The organism is Pseudomonas sp. 1L-C-7-B-C1 (genome assembly GCF_057291635.1).
The window spans coordinates 1-17,761 of record NZ_JBXAWH010000001.1 but is presented as its reverse complement, the minus strand read 5'-3'; the positions used below and the strand labels follow the sequence as shown (position 1 = coordinate 17,761).

Genomic DNA, 17,761 nt, shown 5'->3' with positions numbered 1-17,761 from the left:
GTATACGACGTCCGATTTGTTACGCGCTGTGTCTTTTCACTCCACCGGCAAAACGATCAATGGTTGGCGGTGTACGACAGCATCATCGACAGCTGACACATCGGTCGTCCGCTCTCGGCATGCCATTGGTTGAAGGCCGCCTGGACCGCTGCCTGATCGCGCTGGCTGCTGGGCACGCGGTCGACAATCTTCTGCGCGTTGAGCGCAGCGACCACGTCATGGCTGGGGATGAAGGTGTCCTTGCCAACCATCCGCAAAAAACGCGGCGACGACAGCCCGCCCATCTGATTGCCGTGCTTGAACAGATAACGCCACAGCCCGACGATATCGGTCACCGGCCATTCAGCAATGAAATTGCCGAAGCTGCCGTGTTCGTGGGCGATGTCGAGGATCAACTGCGCGTTGCGCGGCACGCTCTTGAGCTTGCCCAGGTGACGGATGATCCTCGCATCCTGCATCAGACGTTCCAGATGATCGCCGCCCATCAGCGTGACTTTTTCCGGATCGAAGCCGAAGAACGCCTGCTCGAAGGCCGGCCATTTGGCGTCCACCAGGCTGTGCTTGAGGCCGGCACGAAAGACCCGCAGCGCCATGGTCGACAGGTAACGATCGTCGCTGAGGGCTTTCAGTTTTTTAGTCGTGGCGGGGGTCGGCAGATGCGCCTCGAGGGCGGCGACGGAACCAAAGCGGTTGAGGCAGTATTCATGGAGCCATTTGTAGTCTTGCATGCCCTCTCCAAAACAAAATTCATGTGCGCGATCGCTGGTTTAGCGCATTCCGAGTTCAGACCCGGAGCCCAGGCAAGGGTCTCTGTGTTTGACCCGGTTTGAGCGAGGGGTTCCAGCAATCGCGCGCGAGCAACGCCTAGGGCTATTAGCCCTTGGCCGGGTCGAGCAACAGCGCGGTTTTCGCCAGCCGCTGACCCAGCGAACGGCACAGGGTGGTTTCGTGCTCATCCAGCGCGCGCTTGCCGTCAGCACCGGCGTGATGACTGGCGCCATAAGGCGTGCCGCCGCCACGGGTTTCGATCAACGCCGCTTCGCTGTAGGGCAGGCCGCTGATCAGCATCCCGTGGTGCAACAACGGCAACAGCATCGACAGCAACGTGGTTTCCTGACCGCCGTGCAGGCTGGCGGTGGAGGTGAACACGCTGGCCGGTTTGCCTACCAGTGCGCCGGTCAGCCACAGATTGCTGGTGCCGTCGAGAAAGTACTTCAGCGGCGCGGCCATGTTGCCGAAGCGGGTCGGGCTGCCCAAGGCCAGGCCCGCACAGTTTTTCAGGTCATCCAGAGTGGCGTACAAGGCGCCTGCGTCCGGAATGCTCGGCGCCACGGCTTCGCAGTCAGCGGACACCGCCGGCACCGTGCGCAGACGCGCTTCCATGCCGGTCATCTCCACACCACGGGCGATCTGCCGCGCCATCTCTGCAGTCGCGCCGTTACGGCTGTAAAACAGAACCAGAATGTAGGGCGCGCTCATGGCAGGATCTCCAGAATGTTTTCCGGCGGACGGCCAATCACGGCCTTGTCGCCGACGACGAGAATCGGGCGTTCGATCAACTTGGGATGGGCCGCCATGGCGGCGATCAGTTGTTCGTCGCTCAGGCTGGTATCAGCGAGGTTCAGGGTTTTGTATTCGTCCTCACCTTTGCGCAGCAGACCGCGAGCACCGATGCCGAGCTTGCCCAGCAGGTCGCGCAGTTGTGCGGCGTCGGGCGGGGTCTCCAGGTAATGAATGATGGTCGGCGTCAGGCCGCGGGCTTCAAGCAATTCCAGCGTGCCGCGGGATTTGGTGCAACGCGGGTTGTGATAAAGCGTGAGATCGGTCATTTGCGGGTCGCATCTTGCCTGAGGTGGCGGCTATTCTACCTGCGTCACGGTAACGACCGGTAACACGCGGCGAGCGATGCACCATCGGCGTAGCGTGCATCTGGAAAAAAAGAGCACCTAGAAGGAAACAGCATCATGGCAAGGCGATTGGCAGCGGCGGCAGCACTGATTGGAAGTCTGTTGCTCAGCGGGTGCGGCGTGGACCTGGGCACGGATCAGAATGGCGAGAAAGTCGCCAGCAGCCGCGTCGACAAGCACTGGCTGGTGGTCAATTACTGGGCCGAATGGTGCGGCCCGTGCCGGACCGAAATCCCCGAACTGAACACGCTGTCCGAGCAGGTGAAAGGCCAGAACGTCAGCGTGTTCGGCGTCAATTTCGACAACCTCCAGGGCGAAGACCTGAAGAGCGCCAGCAAAGCGCTGGGCATCACCTTCACCGTCTTGGCGCAGGACCCGGCCGAACAATATGACCTGCCAAAAAGCGAAGCCCTGCCGGTGACCTACATCATCGACGACAAGGGCAAAGTCCGTGAGCAGCTGATGGGCGAACAGACGGCGGCGGGGGTGATGCAGAAGCTGGCGGAGTTGAAGGGGAGGGGCTGAAGCAGATCATTGGGCAGTCAGCTTAGATGTGCAACGGCACTGCTCTCTGATTAACGCTCATCGGCCAGAAGTGCCCAGCGCTCGTGATCGCACCAGACTCCGGCGATCTGAAGGTATTTCGGAGAAAACCCCTCTTTCCGAAATCCGAGACGTCTGACCAGTGCGATTGAACGCACATTTTCAGGTTGAATATTGGCCTCGAGACGGTGAAGACCCAATTCTTCAAAGGCATATCTCGTTGTCAGTTCCACCGCCTGGGACATCCTTCCCGTCCCGGCAAACGAAACCATTCCCCAGTAGCTCAGATACGCGTTCTGAAATCCCTTATAGAAAATCTGGCTTAAGTTGGTCACTCCAACGATCTGACCCGATTCTCTATCGCGAGCCACGAGCCCAACGCTGGCGCCTGTGGTTTGAGCGGAGTACCACTCCTCGAAACCTGTGGCGGTTGTGAATGGCTGTACCCAGCGACCGTGGTAGTCCCGGCTTTCCTGATGCGCGTGAAGAAGCTCGTCGAGATCGGTGCGCGTCACCCGGGCGAGCTTGACGTCTGACGTTTCCATAGTCTGTTCTCGTTTCCTACTTTCCCGATGGTTTCTCCGGATTGCTGACGCTTGTGTTCCCGGGAGGCTACTTCCTGCGAACCTGTGATTTCATGATGAAGACGAAACCACACTGAGTCCAATCAGGCTAGAGAGTGGGTGTGCGCTGGCGGCCAATAGAGCGTTGTCACCAGCGTTAGCTACAGGCCAGCATCAGCCACTCAAAAATAGCCACTTTAGGCTGTGGACTCAGCCGGCGGACACATCAGATCGACCAGATCGTCACGGCAATAGCCACATCGGCCGCAGATCGCACGTCTTGGCAGATTCGGCCGCCACGGCGGTAGAAGGCCGCCTGTCGCACGGTAAGCGTTCGGTCATTGAATGTTTACCTGTGCATGCATACAGTTAAGAGTGTGGTGTGGGCCTTGTGATATCAAAGAATCAGCTTGAGGCATATTGATATCATGAGGTAGATTCGATGGCTCAATCTATTACTCGTCGCAGACAAGGAAGTATCATGGACATAAAGGTGCACTTCGCGGTTGTTCATGAGCTAGTCAAAGAACAATTTAAAGATATTCAACCATCCGATATTCGCAAAACTGTGCTTAACAAAGAAAAGCCCGCTGTTAACAAATTGATAACTGGTGCAACATCAATTTACGGCAAGAAAAACAACGCTACTCACTACGGGATATTCGCTAGAAAGACTGCGAGCGATTTTCCGAAAGACTTTGATGCTTATTCAAAGATTACTATTTCGGAAAAATCTTTTCTCGAAGTTACAGAGTCGGCGATGACTGAGCTCTATGTTGCAGCCAAAAAAACCACTGCATCCTCTGGGGGCTATATTTTATTTGTAGACTATGAGAGTGGTCAGGGGCGATTCTTGCTGATTGCAATGCTCAAAAAGCGTGATGGTTTAAGGCTTGACGAAAACCTCGAGCCTGAAGAATTAATTGAGCTGGATCTGAGCAGTCTGTATCACGCAGCCCGTATTAATTTTAATAAATATGAGGAGCATGCCACAGCGGATGATGAAGCTAAACAAGAGCTAAACTATCTTAGCTTTTTGAGCCAAAGCGCAGGTCGATCTGCTGCGGGATATTTTGTGACAGCACTTGGATGTGCGGTAGGTACCGCTTCAGCGGCGGCCACAAAAAACCTTATTATTGAGAGCGTAAAGTTTTTTAGGGACCGCCCTAATCTCCGTGACAAGCGAATTCAGTTTAAGGATGAAGTTCTGAGGTATCTGGAGCGCCAGCGAGACTCTGGGCAATCCGTCAAGCTCTCGGAAGTTGAGGCAATTGCTCGTCAATTTTTTCCTGCTGAGATGGAAGATCAGGCTGATGATTTGGCTAGTGAGTTTACAGGCCACCTCAATAGCGAAGCAGTCGGGGTTCCCGTCGAATTTCCAATCAGCAAAGTGACTCTTGACAAGTATACTCACGTGATCTACAAAGCAGACAACTGGCAGTTGAAGTTTGATCGCAACTCTCTCGGTGAGGGTGTTGATGCTGAAATTCGTTTTGTTGAGCAAGATCGAAAATTAATCATCAATAATCTTTCGGAAAGTGCTATCGAAGTCATTCGCCAAGCTATTGCGGACAAACGAGATGCTGCCGAGTCAGAGTAATTGATATGGTGGATGTCATTAAATTTGCCGAGGCATATCGCTTGCTTGGACGTCCTGCTCTTGCGACGGGTAATGCATTTTATTTCAAGGCGTCCAGTTTTAGTTCATGCATCAATATCGCTATTGATGCACTAATAATTTCCAAGACGGGACGGTTTGACGAGTTATTGGTTGACGGTGTGGATATCGACCCATCCGCCGTTAATTTTTCTGAATCGTGGTCGGCTATTGAACTAACTTTTGTACTTGACACTTCAGGCGCGGTGCCGATTTTCAAAAGCTTTGATCAGCTTATGGCTCGTTCAAAGAGCTTTGTGCGCACCAAAATTCCGAAAGACCTCTACCTATTAGAAGAGGACATCCTATCTTCGGAGGACCCTCTTGACCATCGGATAAAAACGCTTCATGCATTATGTCGCCTTATTGTCTACCTAGCTGATTTGGCACACTTTCATGATGAGAAAGAATCGAGTGATGAGTATAGGCTTGTATTCGTTGCGGAAGATGTAGCCAAAGGCGAACGTGCTATAACGCTTTATCCCTACCTGGATCGCGAATTGCTAAATTTTGAGGTGAGTACAAAACTAGTCGACAGCCTCCAAATGAGTAATTTGGATGAGAGTCCACACATCTTCAAAGAACGATCAATTTTCCGTGCGACCTTGATTGAGTATTTATCTGGTCAGCTCGGAGGAAAAGAGCGTTTCAAATTTCTGATTTCCACTTGGTCGCAATTTTTGAGTCTGTATGGAAACAATCTCTCAACTTATCTTAGCGGTTTTTCTTTTCACAAAGCGAAGCAAGAAGTAGCTAGTGCACAACTAACCATCGCTGATCAGATGTCAAAGGTTGTCAGCGATATTAGTGGAAAAGTTCTTAGTGTGCCGATTTCATTGGCTGTGGTCATTGCAATATCAAAAGCCGATGGCGTCTTAGAAAGCTCAATTCTGGTATTAGGTATTTTAATTGCCTCTGCTTTGATAGCCGAGACTTTAGCAGCACAAAAGCTGCAATATGAGCGAATCAAGAATTCTCGAATTATTATGTTCACATCCCATCAGCAGAAGGCACATCAATATCCAAAAGATCTTCGGAGTTATATAGAAGAGTCTACAGATGCTTTAGTTGCAAATGAGGGAAAGCTCAAGCGCTCTTTAATGGCATTACGATATCTTTCATGGCTTCCCGCGATAGTTGCGGCGACCCTGCATTCATACATCTATCGCAAGGAGCTGAGTGATAGTTTTTCGGCTCTTGCAAATTTTGCATGCAGCCTCATTCATAGTGTTTGCGTGTAGCTTGGTTTATATTTTTTCCTCTCTTTCTTGTCTAGCAAAGATTTTAATATTTCGAAATGCCATCGGCGTTTCGAATAGAGTTAAATCGAACAGCGCCTCAGCTTGTGCCAGCTATTTGGAGTCTGACGCGAATTTCCGAGAGCCTCTGAAACGAAGGGGGACTTTCGCCAGACGCATACGGACATCGGAAGCTGTCGACGGACTACGTTTGAAGATGAAATCCTCTGTTGTTAACTTGCATGGTGGCCTGGACTGGTGGGTCGAGATAGATCACCGAACGAGAGTAGGTCTCGGTAGTGTCTGTCTGGCTATGGTGTTCTATTTTAGAGGATTAATGCTGACAAGCTTTCCGAAGTAAACGTCTGTTTGTTGTGTGAGTATTTCGTATGTTAAAACTTCGTCGCCTTCGACTGTGACCATGCCGACGTAAACGACGGTAAGACTCCTATCTTTTTGGAAGCTGATGCTCATAGGAGATTCTACGCCATGTTTATTTACGATTTGCATCGCCTTGCCTCTAGATGCAGGGATTTTTTTACGTAGAGAGTATCTTCAGTGTCATCGCTTTTAAGGTAAGTCAAAAGCTCAATCGGCTGGTCTTTCGTTAGTTCCATTGGGTGCTCCATTTTCACGCCTCATCCAAGCTTTTAGCACTGTGCCCCAAAAAGGCCTTGAAACGGAATCGTTGTGCCGCCATCGCCTGCTATGTGCTAATTCTGCTGTCGAGGTATTAATCGCCTTGGTTTCGTAGGTACCTTTGAGTGTCTGCTGCTGGCCGGGAGTAGTTCTTCTAGACAGGCAGCAATCGACTGAAAGCAGCCGGTTGTGTCTTACCGCTTTCGATCTAAAGCTGCCGGTCAGCATGAGCATCAGCATGAGCATCAGCATGAGCATCAGCATGAGCATCAGCAGCCATCGGCCAAAAGAAGACAGTCAGCGCCCTGACTGATCACGCAGCGCATCCAGAAGCAGACGAAAAGCCGGTTTGTGTTGGCGCCGGCTTGGGTAGTAGAGGTGATACCCGGTGACGGTGCCGGTCCAGTCCTCCAGCAGCCGCACCAGGCGACCTTGCGCCAGGTCCTGCTCGACCAGATGCTCCGGGAAGTAGCCCAGTCCGGCGCCCGCCCTGACGAAATCACGCATGAGCCAGATGTTGTTACTCACCAGATGCCCGTCGGCGCGTACTTTGATTTCTCTCCCGTTTTTTGCGAAAGGCCACGCCCACAACCCTCCCGAGGTGGGCTGGCGCAGGTTGATACAAGCGTGCTCGGTCAGATCCTGTGGCGTCAGGGGTTTAGCACGGTGTTCCAGATAGGCAGGAGCGGCCACCAATGCCATGCGGAAATCCCGGCCGATGGGCATGCTGATCATGTCCTGAGCCAGCTGCGCCCCCATGCGGATACCAGCATCGAAGCGCTCTGCAACGATGTCGACCAAGGCGTAGCTGTCGTTGATTTCAACCTTGATGTCCGGATAGTCGGTCATCAATTGCAGCGCAGCCGGGGCAAGGACCAGCTGGGTTGCGTGCTCCATGGAGGTGATGCGCAGGTTACCCGCCGGCGTGCCGCTGAGTTCGCTCAGCTCGTTGAGCCCTGACTCGATCCCGTCAAAATGCGGCCCGATGCTGTCGATCAGGCGCGCGCCGGCTTCGGTCGGCGCGACGCTTCGGGTACTGCGGGTCAGCAGTTGCACACCCAGGCGCGATTCCAGTTTGGTGATGGTGCGGCTCAGCGCAGGCTGGGACACGCCAAGCTGCGCCGCCGCTTTGGTAAAACTGCCTTCACGGGCGACCCGCAAGAGGGCCAGGAGGTCGGTGACGTTGTCGCGCACAATTGATGCTCTGGGGTTATAGGTCTATTCCAACCATACCATCTAATCATTTGTGGGCAGGATGGCTAGAGTGTCGCCTTCGCTTCGCGGCGCTTTCAGGAATCATCTTTTCCATGAGTAAACAAACATTCGATGTGATTATTTTTGGCGCCACGGGGTACACCGGTCGGCTGGTCGCTGAATACTTATTCACTCAATACGGCGTCGACGGCCCTGTTAAGTGGGCCATTGCCGGTCGCAGCCTGAGCAAGCTGGAAGCCATTCGGGACCGTTGGGCAAACGCCGCAGCGCTGCCGCTGATCGTGGCCGATGCCCAGGACCGGGCGTCCGTGCGCGACATGGTTGCCGCGACCCGGGTCGTAATTACCACCGCGGGGCCGTTTTCGGTCTACGGCTCGGACCTGGTGGCAGCCTGCGCCGAGACGGGAACGGACTACGTTGACCTCTCGGGGGAGATCCCCTGGATTGCCAAGATGATCGGCAGCCATCACGCCCAAGCCCAGGCATCGGGCGCGCGACTGGTGTTCTCCTGTGGTTTCGATTCGGTGCCGTTCGACCTTGGCGTATGGTTCACCCAGCAGCAGGTCATGAAGAAGTTCGCTCGCTACGCGCCTCGGATCAGGGGGCGGGTGCGCAACATGCAAGGCGTGCTGTCCGGTGGCACGTTCCTGAGTGTCGATGCTGTGGTGGCAGCGGCAGCGCAGGATCCTGCTCTCGGTGAACTGGTGGCCGATCCGTTTGCCTACACACCAGGATTCAAAGGCGTCGAGCAACCTGATGACCAGACCCCCTACCAGGATGAACTGGCGCAGACCTGGGTCGGGCCTTTCATCATGTCGGGCATCAATTCCAAGGCAGTGCATCGCACCAACTTGCTGGAGGGGCACCTGTGGGGCACGTCGTTTCAGTACGACGAAATGCTGATGCTCAAGGCACAACCGAGCGAAGACGATGAGCCTGGCCTGGCGGGCTTCTCCTTTAATGAGGGCGGTCATCCTCAACCGGGGCAAGGGCCGACGCAGAAGGAGATTGAGGCAGGCTTTTATGATGTGCTGTTCATCGCTGAACTGGCAGACGGTCAGGTGCTCAAGGCATCCGTGAGTTGCGATGAGGATCCGGGCTACCTGTCGACATCCAAGATGTTGGCCGAGTCAGCGATGGCGCTGGCCTTCGATGTGACACGTGAGGAGACCCCGGGCGGTTGCTGGACGCCTGCGGCGGCGTTGAATGAGGCGTTGATCAAGCGCCTGACTGAAAAAGCCGGACTGAGGTTTACCGTCGAGGGTTAATTCGATGGGCCGCTAAAAAGGCTGAATGTCTTTGACGTTCAGCTTTCAGAGTCTTTAGCTCTCTCAACAATTAGCCTAGTCAACAAAAGGTGTCCCATGAATGTGCCAAACCGCATGAACTACATCGAGATCACCGAACCCGGTGGCCCCGAAGTATTAAAGATAATGCAGGCCGATGTGCCAACGCCGGGTGAGCACGAGTTGCTGATCCGGGTTCACGCCGCCGGCATCAATCGTCCTGATGTCATACAGCGTTCGGGCAAATACCCGATGAAACCCGGCATGACCCCAGTGCCCGGGCTGGAAGTGGCCGGTGAGGTCGTTGGGATTGGCGCAAAGGTGGCCGATTTCAAGCTGGGCGACAAGGTATGTGCGCTGACCAATGGCGGTGGTTACGCCGAATACTGCGTCGTGGCGGCCACCCAATCATTACCGGTCCCCGACGGCGTGGACATGATTCAGGCCGCGGCCATTCCGGAAACATTCTTCACCGTGTGGGCCAACCTTTTCGAGCTGGGCCGTGCCCAAAAGGGCTGCACCGTGTTGATCCATGGCGGCACCAGCGGTATCGGTACGACCGCGCTGATGCTGTGCAAGGCACTGGGGATCAAGGCTTTTGCAACGGCTGGCAGCCAGGAAAAGTGCGACCGGATCCGCGAACTGGGTGGCGAAGCGATCAATTACCGCGAGGTGGACTTCGCTCAGGAGATCGCCCGGCAAACCCACGAAAAGGGCGTGGACGTGATTCTCGACATCATGGGCGGAAGCTACTTCGAGAACAACGTGGCGTCACTTGCACGACGCGGTCGACTGGTCGTTATCGGCTTTCTGGGCGGCAGCTCCGTCAAGGACTTCAATTTGCTGGCGTTGATGGAAAAGCAAGGCTCGGTGACCGGGTCGATGATGCGTTCGCGCAGCGCGGAGGAAAAAGCCGAGATTGCTCGCGCCATACGGGCCAACGTCTGGCCGTTGCTCAGTCAAGGCGAATGCCTGCCGATCATTGACCGTGTTTTCCCTCTCGCCGAAGCAGCACAAGCGCATCAGCGAATGGAACAGGGCGACCATGTCGGCAAAATCGTGCTGAAGGTGTTGTGAACGGGAATCGCCCGGTGCGTGTCATTGGCTGCCCGCCGGGCAATGTTCATTTTTTGTTTGAGGTGTCCATGGTCGTGGGGGTGGCGAGCGCCTGCTTCTGTCCGGCTTTAGTCAGATGCTGAGGAATCAGCAGCACACGCTTACCGCATCAGAACTTCCCACGGACCAGAGCGGTCACATCGCTAGTCCCGACGAGTGATGCGTATGAGCCTCTTAGAACAGGAAATGCAGGACCGTGAACACCCCGTTGCCGAGGACATTGCGCTGCAGCGCAAAGTCTGGAAGTTCCAGAGGGTTGGCTGGTATGTGCTGACGGCGGTTGTCATCCTGACGTTGCTTGGCCTGTTTTCCCGAGGCCCGCTCAGCACAGTCGAAGCCGTGAGTGAGCAGGGTGACCTAACGTTGCAGTACGAGCGTTTCCACCGAGGCGGCGGAACCAATCCAATGGTCGTTCAGGCCACGGGGCAGCCGGGCAAAGAGGTCACGCTGTCCATTGGCATGCCTATGCTGGATGGCTTCAGCATCGAGTCTATCCAGCCGCAGCCGGTCAGCTCCGTGGGCAGTCCTGAAGGTTTGAGCCTGACGTTCCCCACCGACAAGAGCGGGCGCGTCACGCTCTTCATCTCATGGCGCAGCGACGGGATCGGGCTCTTTAAAAGCCAGATCGGTATCGTTGGCGGCGGCCACATTCCCGTCACTCAGTTTATCTACCCATAGGTGCTCAATGGATGCCGTACTACGCGCGGGCGCGATTTATCTGGCACTGATGGTGCTCTTCAAGATTTCTGGCCGACGATCATTGGGAGAGCTGACGTCGTTTGATTTCGTGCTGCTGATGGTCATTGGCGAAGCCACCCAGCAAGCGCTGCTGGGCGATGACTTCTCCGTGACCAATGCGATTCTGGTCATTGTGACCTTGATGGTGATCGACATCGGGCTTTCCCTCGTCAAGCGACGTTCCAAACGCTTGGCCAAGTTGATCGATGGGGGGCCGACGATCATCGTGGAAAACGGCACTTTCCTGCGGCATCGCATGCATGAGGCGCGCATCCAGGAAGATGACATCCTGGAAGCTGCAAGGATTGAGAAGGGCTTCGAGCGAGTGGAGCAGATCAAGTACGCGATCCTGGAGCGAAACGGCAAGATTTCGATCATCCCCGCCTGATCATCTGCCCCCTTGGGATCGGCAGGATCACTCTCGGTTAATTGCCAAGGCTAATGCACGTCGACAAATCGTCCCTATGTCTTGGGAATGCCAGGGTTTAGGGATGAAAAGGGGCGCGTATCCAGACTCCAGGATTTGTTGCCCTTGTCCCCCGGAGGAAAGGATCACAGGTATCCGGGGCCAATGAGCCTGCACCCGATTAGCCAGCCCGATACCGCTCAGCCCACCCGGCATATGGATGTCGGACAGTATGAGATCTGCCCCTCCTGAGGTCTCGCACAACCAGTCCCAAGCGTCGTCGCCTGTCTCTGCTGTTACCACCTCGAAGCCTTCGGTCTCTAAAATTTCATGGATCAAACTGCGGATGAGCCAGTCATCTTCCACCACTAAAACGGTTGATAACACTGTCCTGTGTCCATGCTGGTTCGTCGTGCAGTTGGACTGGACTACTGTCTTCTGGTTCCCACTTCCGATACAGCCGTAGCTCGGGTCTCTTCGCACGGTATACGGCTACTACTGAGTGGGGTGAAGTTTTATGCAAAGCCTGAATCGGCCTTGAGTATCGGTCTAGCGATCAACAAGACCGGCGAAGCGTGCCTAACGAGCCGGTACAATCCCCTGTCGCTGACAACCCGGAGCCTGCGCCTTTAATGTCGTTGTTTAATCGTTTGACTGCATTTTCAACCCAGAGCGGCAGGGCGGTCGGCCTGGTCTGGGCGACTTCCCGGCCATTGTTCAGCGGTTTGATCGTGGCGACGCTGATCGCCGGTATATTGCCCGCGCTGGCCGCCTGGATCGGCCAGCGGATTGTCGATGCGGTGGTTCAGGCGATGCAGATCCACGCCAATGGCAGCCAGGCGCCGGTATGGCCTGTCCTGCGTTACGTGTTGGCCGAGGCGGGCGTGTTGGCGTTGCTGGCCGCGGCGCAACGGGCGCTTTCAATGCAACAAGCGCTGCTGCGGGTGCAGTTGGGGCAGAAGGTCAACCTGATGATCCTGGAAAAGGCCCAGACCTTGTCGCTGCTGCAGTTCGAGGACTCGGCCTTCTATGACAAGTTGGTGCGCGTGCGCCGCGATGCATCGACCCGGCCACTGGGCCTCGTCACAAAAGGCCTGGGGCTGACGCAAAACCTGATCTCGCTGGTCAGCTTTGCGGTGTTGCTGGTGCATTTTTCCCCGTGGGCGCTGCTGATCCTGGTGCTCGGTGCGCTGCCGGTGTTCTTCGCCGAGACGCATTTTTCCGGTAATGCCTTCCGCCTGTTTCAGCGCCGCGCCCCGGAAACTCGCCAGCAAAATTACCTGGAAGCATTGCTGTCCCATGAGTCGCACACCAAGGAAGTGAAGCTGTTCGGCATGGCGCCGTTGTTGCTGCAACGCTATCGCGACAATTTCACGCGCCTGTACGCCGAAGACCGCCGGCTCACCGTGCGACGCGACGTTTGGGGCTTTGCCCTCGGACTATTGGGCACTGCCGCGTTTTACGTGGCCTATGCCTGGGTGGTACTGGACACCATGCGCGGCCAGACCACTCTGGGGCAGATGACTATGTACCTGGTGCTGTTCAAGCAAGGCCAGGTCGCCATCACGGCCAGCCTCAGCGCGATTGCCGGTTTGTACGAGGACGGCCTGTACCTGTCCGACCTCTACGAATACCTTGAGGTGCCGGTGGCAGCTGCACGCGGTACGTTGAAGGCCGGTGCTCGCCCGGGCGACGGCCTGCGCTGCGAGGGTCTGGGGTTCCGCTACCCGGGGGCCGCGCAGCCCACCCTCAGCGACATCAGCCTGCACCTGACACCTGGCATGAGCCTGGCCCTCGTGGGCGAAAACGGCTCGGGTAAAACCACATTGATCAAGTTGCTTACCCGACTCTATACGCCTGACGAAGGCCGGATCCTGCTGGACGGCAGCGATTTGCAGGACTGGGAGGAACAGGCCCTGCACCAGCGCATCGGGGTGATCTTTCAGGACTACATCCGTTACCAGATGACAGTCGGCGAAAACCTTGGGGTGGGTGACGTCGAAGCGTTCGATGACCAGGACCGTTGGCGCGATGCGGCCACTCAAGGGATCGCCGCCGAGTTCATCGAACGCTTGAGCAACGGCTATCACACGCAGTTGGGGCGCTGGTTCGCCGGTGGGCAGGAACTGTCCGGTGGGCAATGGCAAAAGCTGGCGCTGTCGCGGGCCTACATGCGCCGTGAGGCTGATCTGCTGATTCTGGACGAGCCTACGGCCGCCCTCGACGCTGCGGCCGAGGCTGCCGTATTCGAGCACTTCCGCGAGTACGCCAAGGGGCGCATGACGTTGTTGATTTCTCACCGATTCTCCAGCGTGCGCAACGCTGATCACATCATCGTGCTGGATCAGGGCCGCATTCTGGAACAAGGCACCCATGCGCAACTGATGGCGGGTGGCGGGCGCTATGCGAGCCTCTTCGACATCCAGGCGCGTGGGTATCGGTAACTGCGCAGGTCGATCAATCGGTGGCCGGGATTGCAGACCAAAGCGTGCCAACCCTGGTTTTTGCCTGGACCGCGCAGGAATGATCTCTATTTAATCTTCCTGTACGTGGTCCGCTCGTGGGAAATTGTCCTCTACCTGCCCATCTGTATGCGTTCAATTGGATCGTGTGTTCGCATCGGATCTGATCAGCACAGTTCGCGCGCTTGACCGGCTAGAGTCGACCCATGGTCGACGGCTACCGGCAGAGGCACGGACGGCCCTTAAGGCGGCTGAGTCTAGGGGCGAAATGTTTTGCGCGCGCGAAGCTTGCTTTCCTCTAAAATCAGCTGCCAGCGGACGCTTTTATGCATGTGTAAGGTCCTCCGCTTGGGTTCACCAATAATTGCGCTGAAAACATTTTCCTTCGAATACGGATGCATAAGATGTTTCATAAAATTGCTCAGTCTGGAAATGGATGTACCTCTGTAATAATTGATATGCGCGCTGACAGCTATATAAAGCTTGTGGAAAGAATTTACGAAGATGAGCAAGGAGGCCTCCCGGGTCAACGCGCTGCTCTCAAGACAAAAACAGCTAAGATAATTCGTGAGCGAATGGTAGCGGATATATCTAAAGGTGCCTCATTGCCTCCTTTAGTCGTCGGGGTTCTTGTTGAGTCGGGAGATTACGATGCGGAGACTGGTCGTCTTAACAGCAGAGAGGATATGTTAGCTTTAGTTGATGGTGTAAATCTTTCGAGGTTATCAATTATCGATGGTATGCAGCGAACCACTGCGATCCTAGAGGCATCGCGTGAATGTGGCTTCGCTGGCATTAGTGATTTGCGTGTCGAGTTTTGGATCTCGGATAGTGCTAATAATTTGATATACAGAATGCTGGTACTGAACACGGGGCAGGTTCCATGGGATATAGCGCGACAGCTCGAGGCTATTTATAGGCCCCTGTTAGAAAAAGTGGAGGGTTCAGTTGCTGGCACAATTAAATTTCTGTCGAAGGACTCTGGGCGTCGATCAGGGCTTTCAGCCAGCGAATACGAATCTGAAGACGTCGTAGAGCTTCTTCTGATTTTTTCTTCTAGGAAGCGGGAGCTTAACCTTAAGGATCGGATCGCTCAGGACTTCGTCCGGTTGGATATGATTGAGTCTTCGTCGCACGTCGATGTGATGCGATATTTTAGTGACGCTATTTTACTTCTTAGTAAATTGAACTATGCCTTCTCCACTTTCGAGGCAGAGTCAGCTCTTAGCGAAACGTTAAAACGGTACTCAAGTGGCAAAGAGGTTTTCCGAGCATTCCCGCCAAAAGCGGGTTTCGTCTCAGCGCTAGCGATATATCTCTTCGGTAAGCCTGGTACAGAGACTGATTGGGATGCCATACCTGAAAAATTTGAACTGGTAAAGATAAATCTTGAGCGTCTTATTGATTCCATTCAAGGTGCGGCAACGCCGGATGAGAAGGAAGAGGTGCTCTGTCTTGAGGACTTGGAGGAGAGGGTTACTGCACATCGAGTGGCAGCATCCCAGGTTGGGCGTTTTGAACGTGAATATTTTGAAAAAGCTTTCAGTGTTCTTTTTGAAGATGGGCAGGTACTTCGGAATTTCAAAGCATGCTGGTACGCATATTGATATGAGCATTCAGTGGAATTCTTACATATCTGCTGCTACCAGCAAACTGTCTCGACTGGCATTCTCAGAAGCGGATATTGAAATTGGTACCACTCCAGTGTCGGGTAAGCGGATGCGAGCAGCCGGTTTGCTTGAGCATTTAGATTTCGACATTGCTCATCCGGTTGTTATAAGTGATAAGGGGCTATTGGTCCCTTTTTTCGCGAACAACGAGCGTTACGTTGTTTTGTACCGATTGGATCGCAGCGACGGCTTGGCGCAAAGGATGACTGAGTTTTGTCAAGAGCGGAATTTGGATGCTTGCGCATATGTCGATGCATTTTTCTTCTTTATAGTTAAGCAGCTTGATATTCCTTTGCCGCCGAGGGTTACGAAGGATGACGTTGAGGCGCGCATCAGCAAGGGAGAAAACGGTGCGCTTATTGATTTTGATGACCTAATTAATTTTCATGGTTCTTTCTTTGCATGGAGAGTTGACGAATCTCAAGCTTACGTGGACTTTATAGAGCTGCTGACGTGGCAAGATGATGGGCAGCATTCTTTAGGGTTTAGTGACCATAACCCAACGTATGGGATTGACCGCATCAAGAGCGCTAAAGTTGGAATCGAGGTGCGCGATTTGAGACAACTTTGCCGGGGTGTCGTTAGCCCAGTCGCTATCGCTACTGATAAAAAAATTAATCAGGCAGCTGTGATTTTGCCAATGCCGGACCAGCTTGGTAAGGCGCTGATGAGTATTTTGCCAAGCAGAGATGAGTTGGTATTCGGTCCGGGTGGGGGGATCTGTTTCAAGTTCATGCACGATGGCAGTGAGTTTTTGGCTTTATCTCTTAGGAATTTTTATGAGTTTGAGATTGGATCTGTTTTAGGTGCTTTAACAGAAATAGGGGTCAATGAAGTAAGTTTTGAGTATGCGCACTTCTTGTCATTCGTGCTTACTCATGGTCAGTATCTCGATGTTTCTCGGGAGCTCTTGGCTCATCCGGAAGAGCTTGAGAACAGGCTCGACGTCAAGGAAGAATTCTCTTGTGCGTTGGAAGATATAGCCTCGGTGTATGAGGATGTTCGTGTCTTTGAACTAAGTCAAACTTCCGTCTTGTCGCTATTTGCAGTCCTCTGCCATTTGGCGGCGCGTTTTAAAACTGCGCGTTCGCCCTTTGTTCCTGCCGAAATTATAGATGTTTCAAGTCGTCTACTGCTACTTCAGAACGCTCCACACGAAAATATATACTTGTCTCTTTCAGCAAGTCATTGGAAGCACGCGTTTATTGAAATATATCGAGTAGTAGAAGGGCTCTACTACTTTGGGTGGATGCACGGGATCAAGCAGACCTTTGGCGTTAATGATGCAGAGTACGATCTTTATTTAAAGCTTCGGGGTCAGCTTTCTTGGAAATCTAAAGAGAGTGCGTCTATTGCTAAGTTGTTTGAAGTTGTGCCGAGAGGTGTACTGGCGCCCCACGATCCCATGGGTATCGAGTCGTTGAGTGGTCGCTTTGAAAATCAGGCCGATATTGCGGTTATGAGGAAGTTTGGTCAATTGATTTATTCGATTCGCAACTCTAATGTGCATCAAGGGGAGTCCGAAGACGGCCTCTCCATTGAAGTCAGAGCTGATTGCTGGCCCAAACTGACCTGCTGCTTGTTTTTGATTGTTGAGCATCTTTACACCGCCCATCCGGCAGGCATGCCAGGGCCTCCCACATCACAAGCCGCCGGTTCGCCTAAGCTTGCTTGAGCGTCGCCCAATTCTTGAAGTTGGAGTCATCCAGTCAAGAGTCGGGCCTCATTTTTTCTTCAGCGTTTCGACTCAGGCGCTTCTCAGACGGTTTTTACTGTCAGCGGGCGTCTACTTCGTTACTTGCTAATAAGTCAACAACCTTAATCAGAGAAACTCAACGTTCGCCGTCACAATCCGTCCTAGGTTTTGTAGAGAAGTTAAGTGAGACCAAATTGGGTAAAGTCGCCGCCATCAAGGGCAGAAACTCTTGACGGCCAAGCGATACCAGCTCAGCGATTCATCTCGAAAAAAGGATCAGAATGCTCTGATCACTCAAAATTTTAAAACGGAACGTCCTTTATACGATGACCGACTGACACTCAACGGTTTCAGAAGTTAACACGTTTGCTTGTCACCGGCTTAGCGCCGCCCCGATAACCTACTTCGGCTAACCGCGATTTGCCTTGGAGAAGGCAGTCGCTTTCATGTAGCTACCTCGTTGCTGTTCAGAAAAAAGTCCAGCTTGTGCTGTCGAAGCGTCTTGTTGTCGCGCTCGATGACGTCGATCATTTCCGCTTTCCGCTTTCCGCTTTCCGCTTTCCGCTTTCCGCTTTCCGCTTTCCGCTTTCCGCTTTCCGCTTTCCGCTTTCCGCTTTCCGCTTTC

Annotated in this window: 17 protein-coding genes; 10 read left to right on the top strand and 7 right to left on the bottom strand. The window is 53.9% G+C overall.

The genetic code is table 11. The features are described 5' to 3' along the window. Positions 1 to 56: 56 nt before the first annotated feature. The 3 genes from AC0Z8Z_RS00085 to arsC form a co-directional block, all read right to left on the bottom strand. Positions 57 to 728 (bottom strand): DNA-3-methyladenine glycosylase I, encoded by a 672-nt coding sequence (locus tag AC0Z8Z_RS00085; protein ID WP_205487018.1) that lies wholly within the window; start codon positions 726 to 728, stop codon positions 57 to 59. Between the two features lie 145 nt (positions 729 to 873). Next, complete coding sequence (wrbA, locus tag AC0Z8Z_RS00080; protein WP_485617278.1) at positions 874 to 1,479, bottom strand: NAD(P)H:quinone oxidoreductase; 606 nt, start codon at positions 1,477 to 1,479, stop codon at positions 874 to 876. Further along, positions 1,476 to 1,829 (bottom strand): arsenate reductase (glutaredoxin), encoded by a 354-nt coding sequence (gene arsC, locus AC0Z8Z_RS00075; RefSeq protein WP_122622241.1) that lies wholly within the window; start codon positions 1,827 to 1,829, stop codon positions 1,476 to 1,478. The genes wrbA and arsC overlap by 4 nt, the downstream gene beginning before the upstream one ends. Positions 1,830 to 1,964: 135 nt before the next feature. Between arsC and AC0Z8Z_RS00070 the strand changes: the two genes are divergently transcribed. Further along, complete coding sequence (locus AC0Z8Z_RS00070) at positions 1,965 to 2,432, top strand: TlpA family protein disulfide reductase (protein WP_485617277.1); 468 nt, start codon at positions 1,965 to 1,967, stop codon at positions 2,430 to 2,432. Between the two features lie 50 nt (positions 2,433 to 2,482). Here AC0Z8Z_RS00070 and AC0Z8Z_RS00065 read toward each other — a convergent pair whose 3' ends face one another. Beyond that, positions 2,483 to 2,995 (bottom strand): GNAT family N-acetyltransferase, encoded by a 513-nt coding sequence (locus AC0Z8Z_RS00065; protein ID WP_485617276.1) that lies wholly within the window; start codon positions 2,993 to 2,995, stop codon positions 2,483 to 2,485. 460 nt (positions 2,996 to 3,455) lie between these two features. Here AC0Z8Z_RS00065 and AC0Z8Z_RS00060 point away from each other — a divergent pair, with 460 nt between their 5' ends. Further along, a complete protein-coding gene (locus AC0Z8Z_RS00060; protein WP_485617275.1) occupies positions 3,456 to 4,613 on the top strand; it encodes a nucleoid-associated protein in 1,158 nt (385 codons plus the stop codon). A 5-nt stretch (positions 4,614 to 4,618) separates the two neighbouring features. Then, positions 4,619 to 5,911 carry a hypothetical protein gene (locus tag AC0Z8Z_RS00055; RefSeq protein WP_485617274.1) on the top strand — a complete coding sequence of 431 codons (1,293 nt, stop codon included), beginning with the start codon at positions 4,619 to 4,621 and terminating at the stop codon, positions 5,909 to 5,911. Between the two features lie 933 nt (positions 5,912 to 6,844). Here AC0Z8Z_RS00055 and AC0Z8Z_RS00050 read toward each other — a convergent pair. Continuing rightward, positions 6,845 to 7,744 carry a LysR family transcriptional regulator gene (locus AC0Z8Z_RS00050; RefSeq protein WP_485617820.1) on the bottom strand — a complete coding sequence of 300 codons (900 nt, stop codon included), beginning with the start codon at positions 7,742 to 7,744 and terminating at the stop codon, positions 6,845 to 6,847. 110 nt (positions 7,745 to 7,854) lie between these two features. Here AC0Z8Z_RS00050 and AC0Z8Z_RS00045 point away from each other — a divergent pair, with 110 nt between their 5' ends. The 4 genes from AC0Z8Z_RS00045 (at position 7,855) to AC0Z8Z_RS00030 (ending at position 11,290) form a co-directional block, all read left to right on the top strand. Further along, entirely contained in the window at positions 7,855 to 9,030 is a 1,176-nt protein-coding gene (locus AC0Z8Z_RS00045) for a saccharopine dehydrogenase family protein (protein WP_485617273.1), read from the top strand. A 96-nt stretch (positions 9,031 to 9,126) separates the two neighbouring features. Continuing rightward, the gene (locus AC0Z8Z_RS00040) at positions 9,127 to 10,125 is read left to right on the top strand and encodes an NAD(P)H-quinone oxidoreductase (RefSeq protein WP_485617272.1); all 999 of its coding nucleotides are present in this window, start codon (positions 9,127 to 9,129) and stop codon (positions 10,123 to 10,125) included. Between the two features lie 204 nt (positions 10,126 to 10,329). Then, positions 10,330 to 10,842 (top strand): hypothetical protein, encoded by a 513-nt coding sequence (locus AC0Z8Z_RS00035; protein ID WP_485617271.1) that lies wholly within the window; start codon positions 10,330 to 10,332, stop codon positions 10,840 to 10,842. A 7-nt stretch (positions 10,843 to 10,849) separates the two neighbouring features. Further along, positions 10,850 to 11,290: a DUF421 domain-containing protein gene (locus AC0Z8Z_RS00030; RefSeq protein WP_485617270.1), complete on the top strand. Its 441-nt coding sequence runs from the start codon at positions 10,850 to 10,852 to the stop codon at positions 11,288 to 11,290. Between the two features lie 27 nt (positions 11,291 to 11,317). Here the strand turns inward: AC0Z8Z_RS00030 and AC0Z8Z_RS00025 are convergent, their stop codons facing one another. Next, complete coding sequence (locus AC0Z8Z_RS00025) at positions 11,318 to 11,674, bottom strand: response regulator (RefSeq protein ID WP_485617819.1); 357 nt, start codon at positions 11,672 to 11,674, stop codon at positions 11,318 to 11,320. 266 nt (positions 11,675 to 11,940) lie between these two features. Between AC0Z8Z_RS00025 and AC0Z8Z_RS00020 the strand changes: the two genes are divergently transcribed. From AC0Z8Z_RS00020 to AC0Z8Z_RS00010, 3 genes are all read left to right on the top strand, one after another. Next, positions 11,941 to 13,752, top strand: a complete 1,812-nt coding sequence (locus tag AC0Z8Z_RS00020) for an ABC transporter ATP-binding protein (RefSeq protein ID WP_485617269.1) — start codon at positions 11,941 to 11,943, stop codon at positions 13,750 to 13,752. Positions 13,753 to 14,174: 422 nt separating this feature from the next. Continuing rightward, entirely contained in the window at positions 14,175 to 15,377 is a 1,203-nt protein-coding gene (locus AC0Z8Z_RS00015) for a hypothetical protein (protein ID WP_485617268.1), read from the top strand. Continuing rightward, positions 15,286 to 17,115, top strand: coding sequence for a hypothetical protein (locus AC0Z8Z_RS00010; RefSeq protein WP_485617267.1), 1,830 nt, complete (start codon positions 15,286 to 15,288; stop codon positions 17,113 to 17,115). The genes AC0Z8Z_RS00015 and AC0Z8Z_RS00010 overlap by 92 nt, the downstream gene beginning before the upstream one ends. A 465-nt stretch (positions 17,116 to 17,580) precedes the next feature. On the opposite strand, the gene AC0Z8Z_RS00005 is transcribed toward AC0Z8Z_RS00010, so the two are convergent. Next, on the bottom strand, positions 17,581 to 17,761 hold a 181-nt coding region (locus AC0Z8Z_RS00005), incomplete at its 5' end, for a hypothetical protein (RefSeq protein ID WP_485617265.1).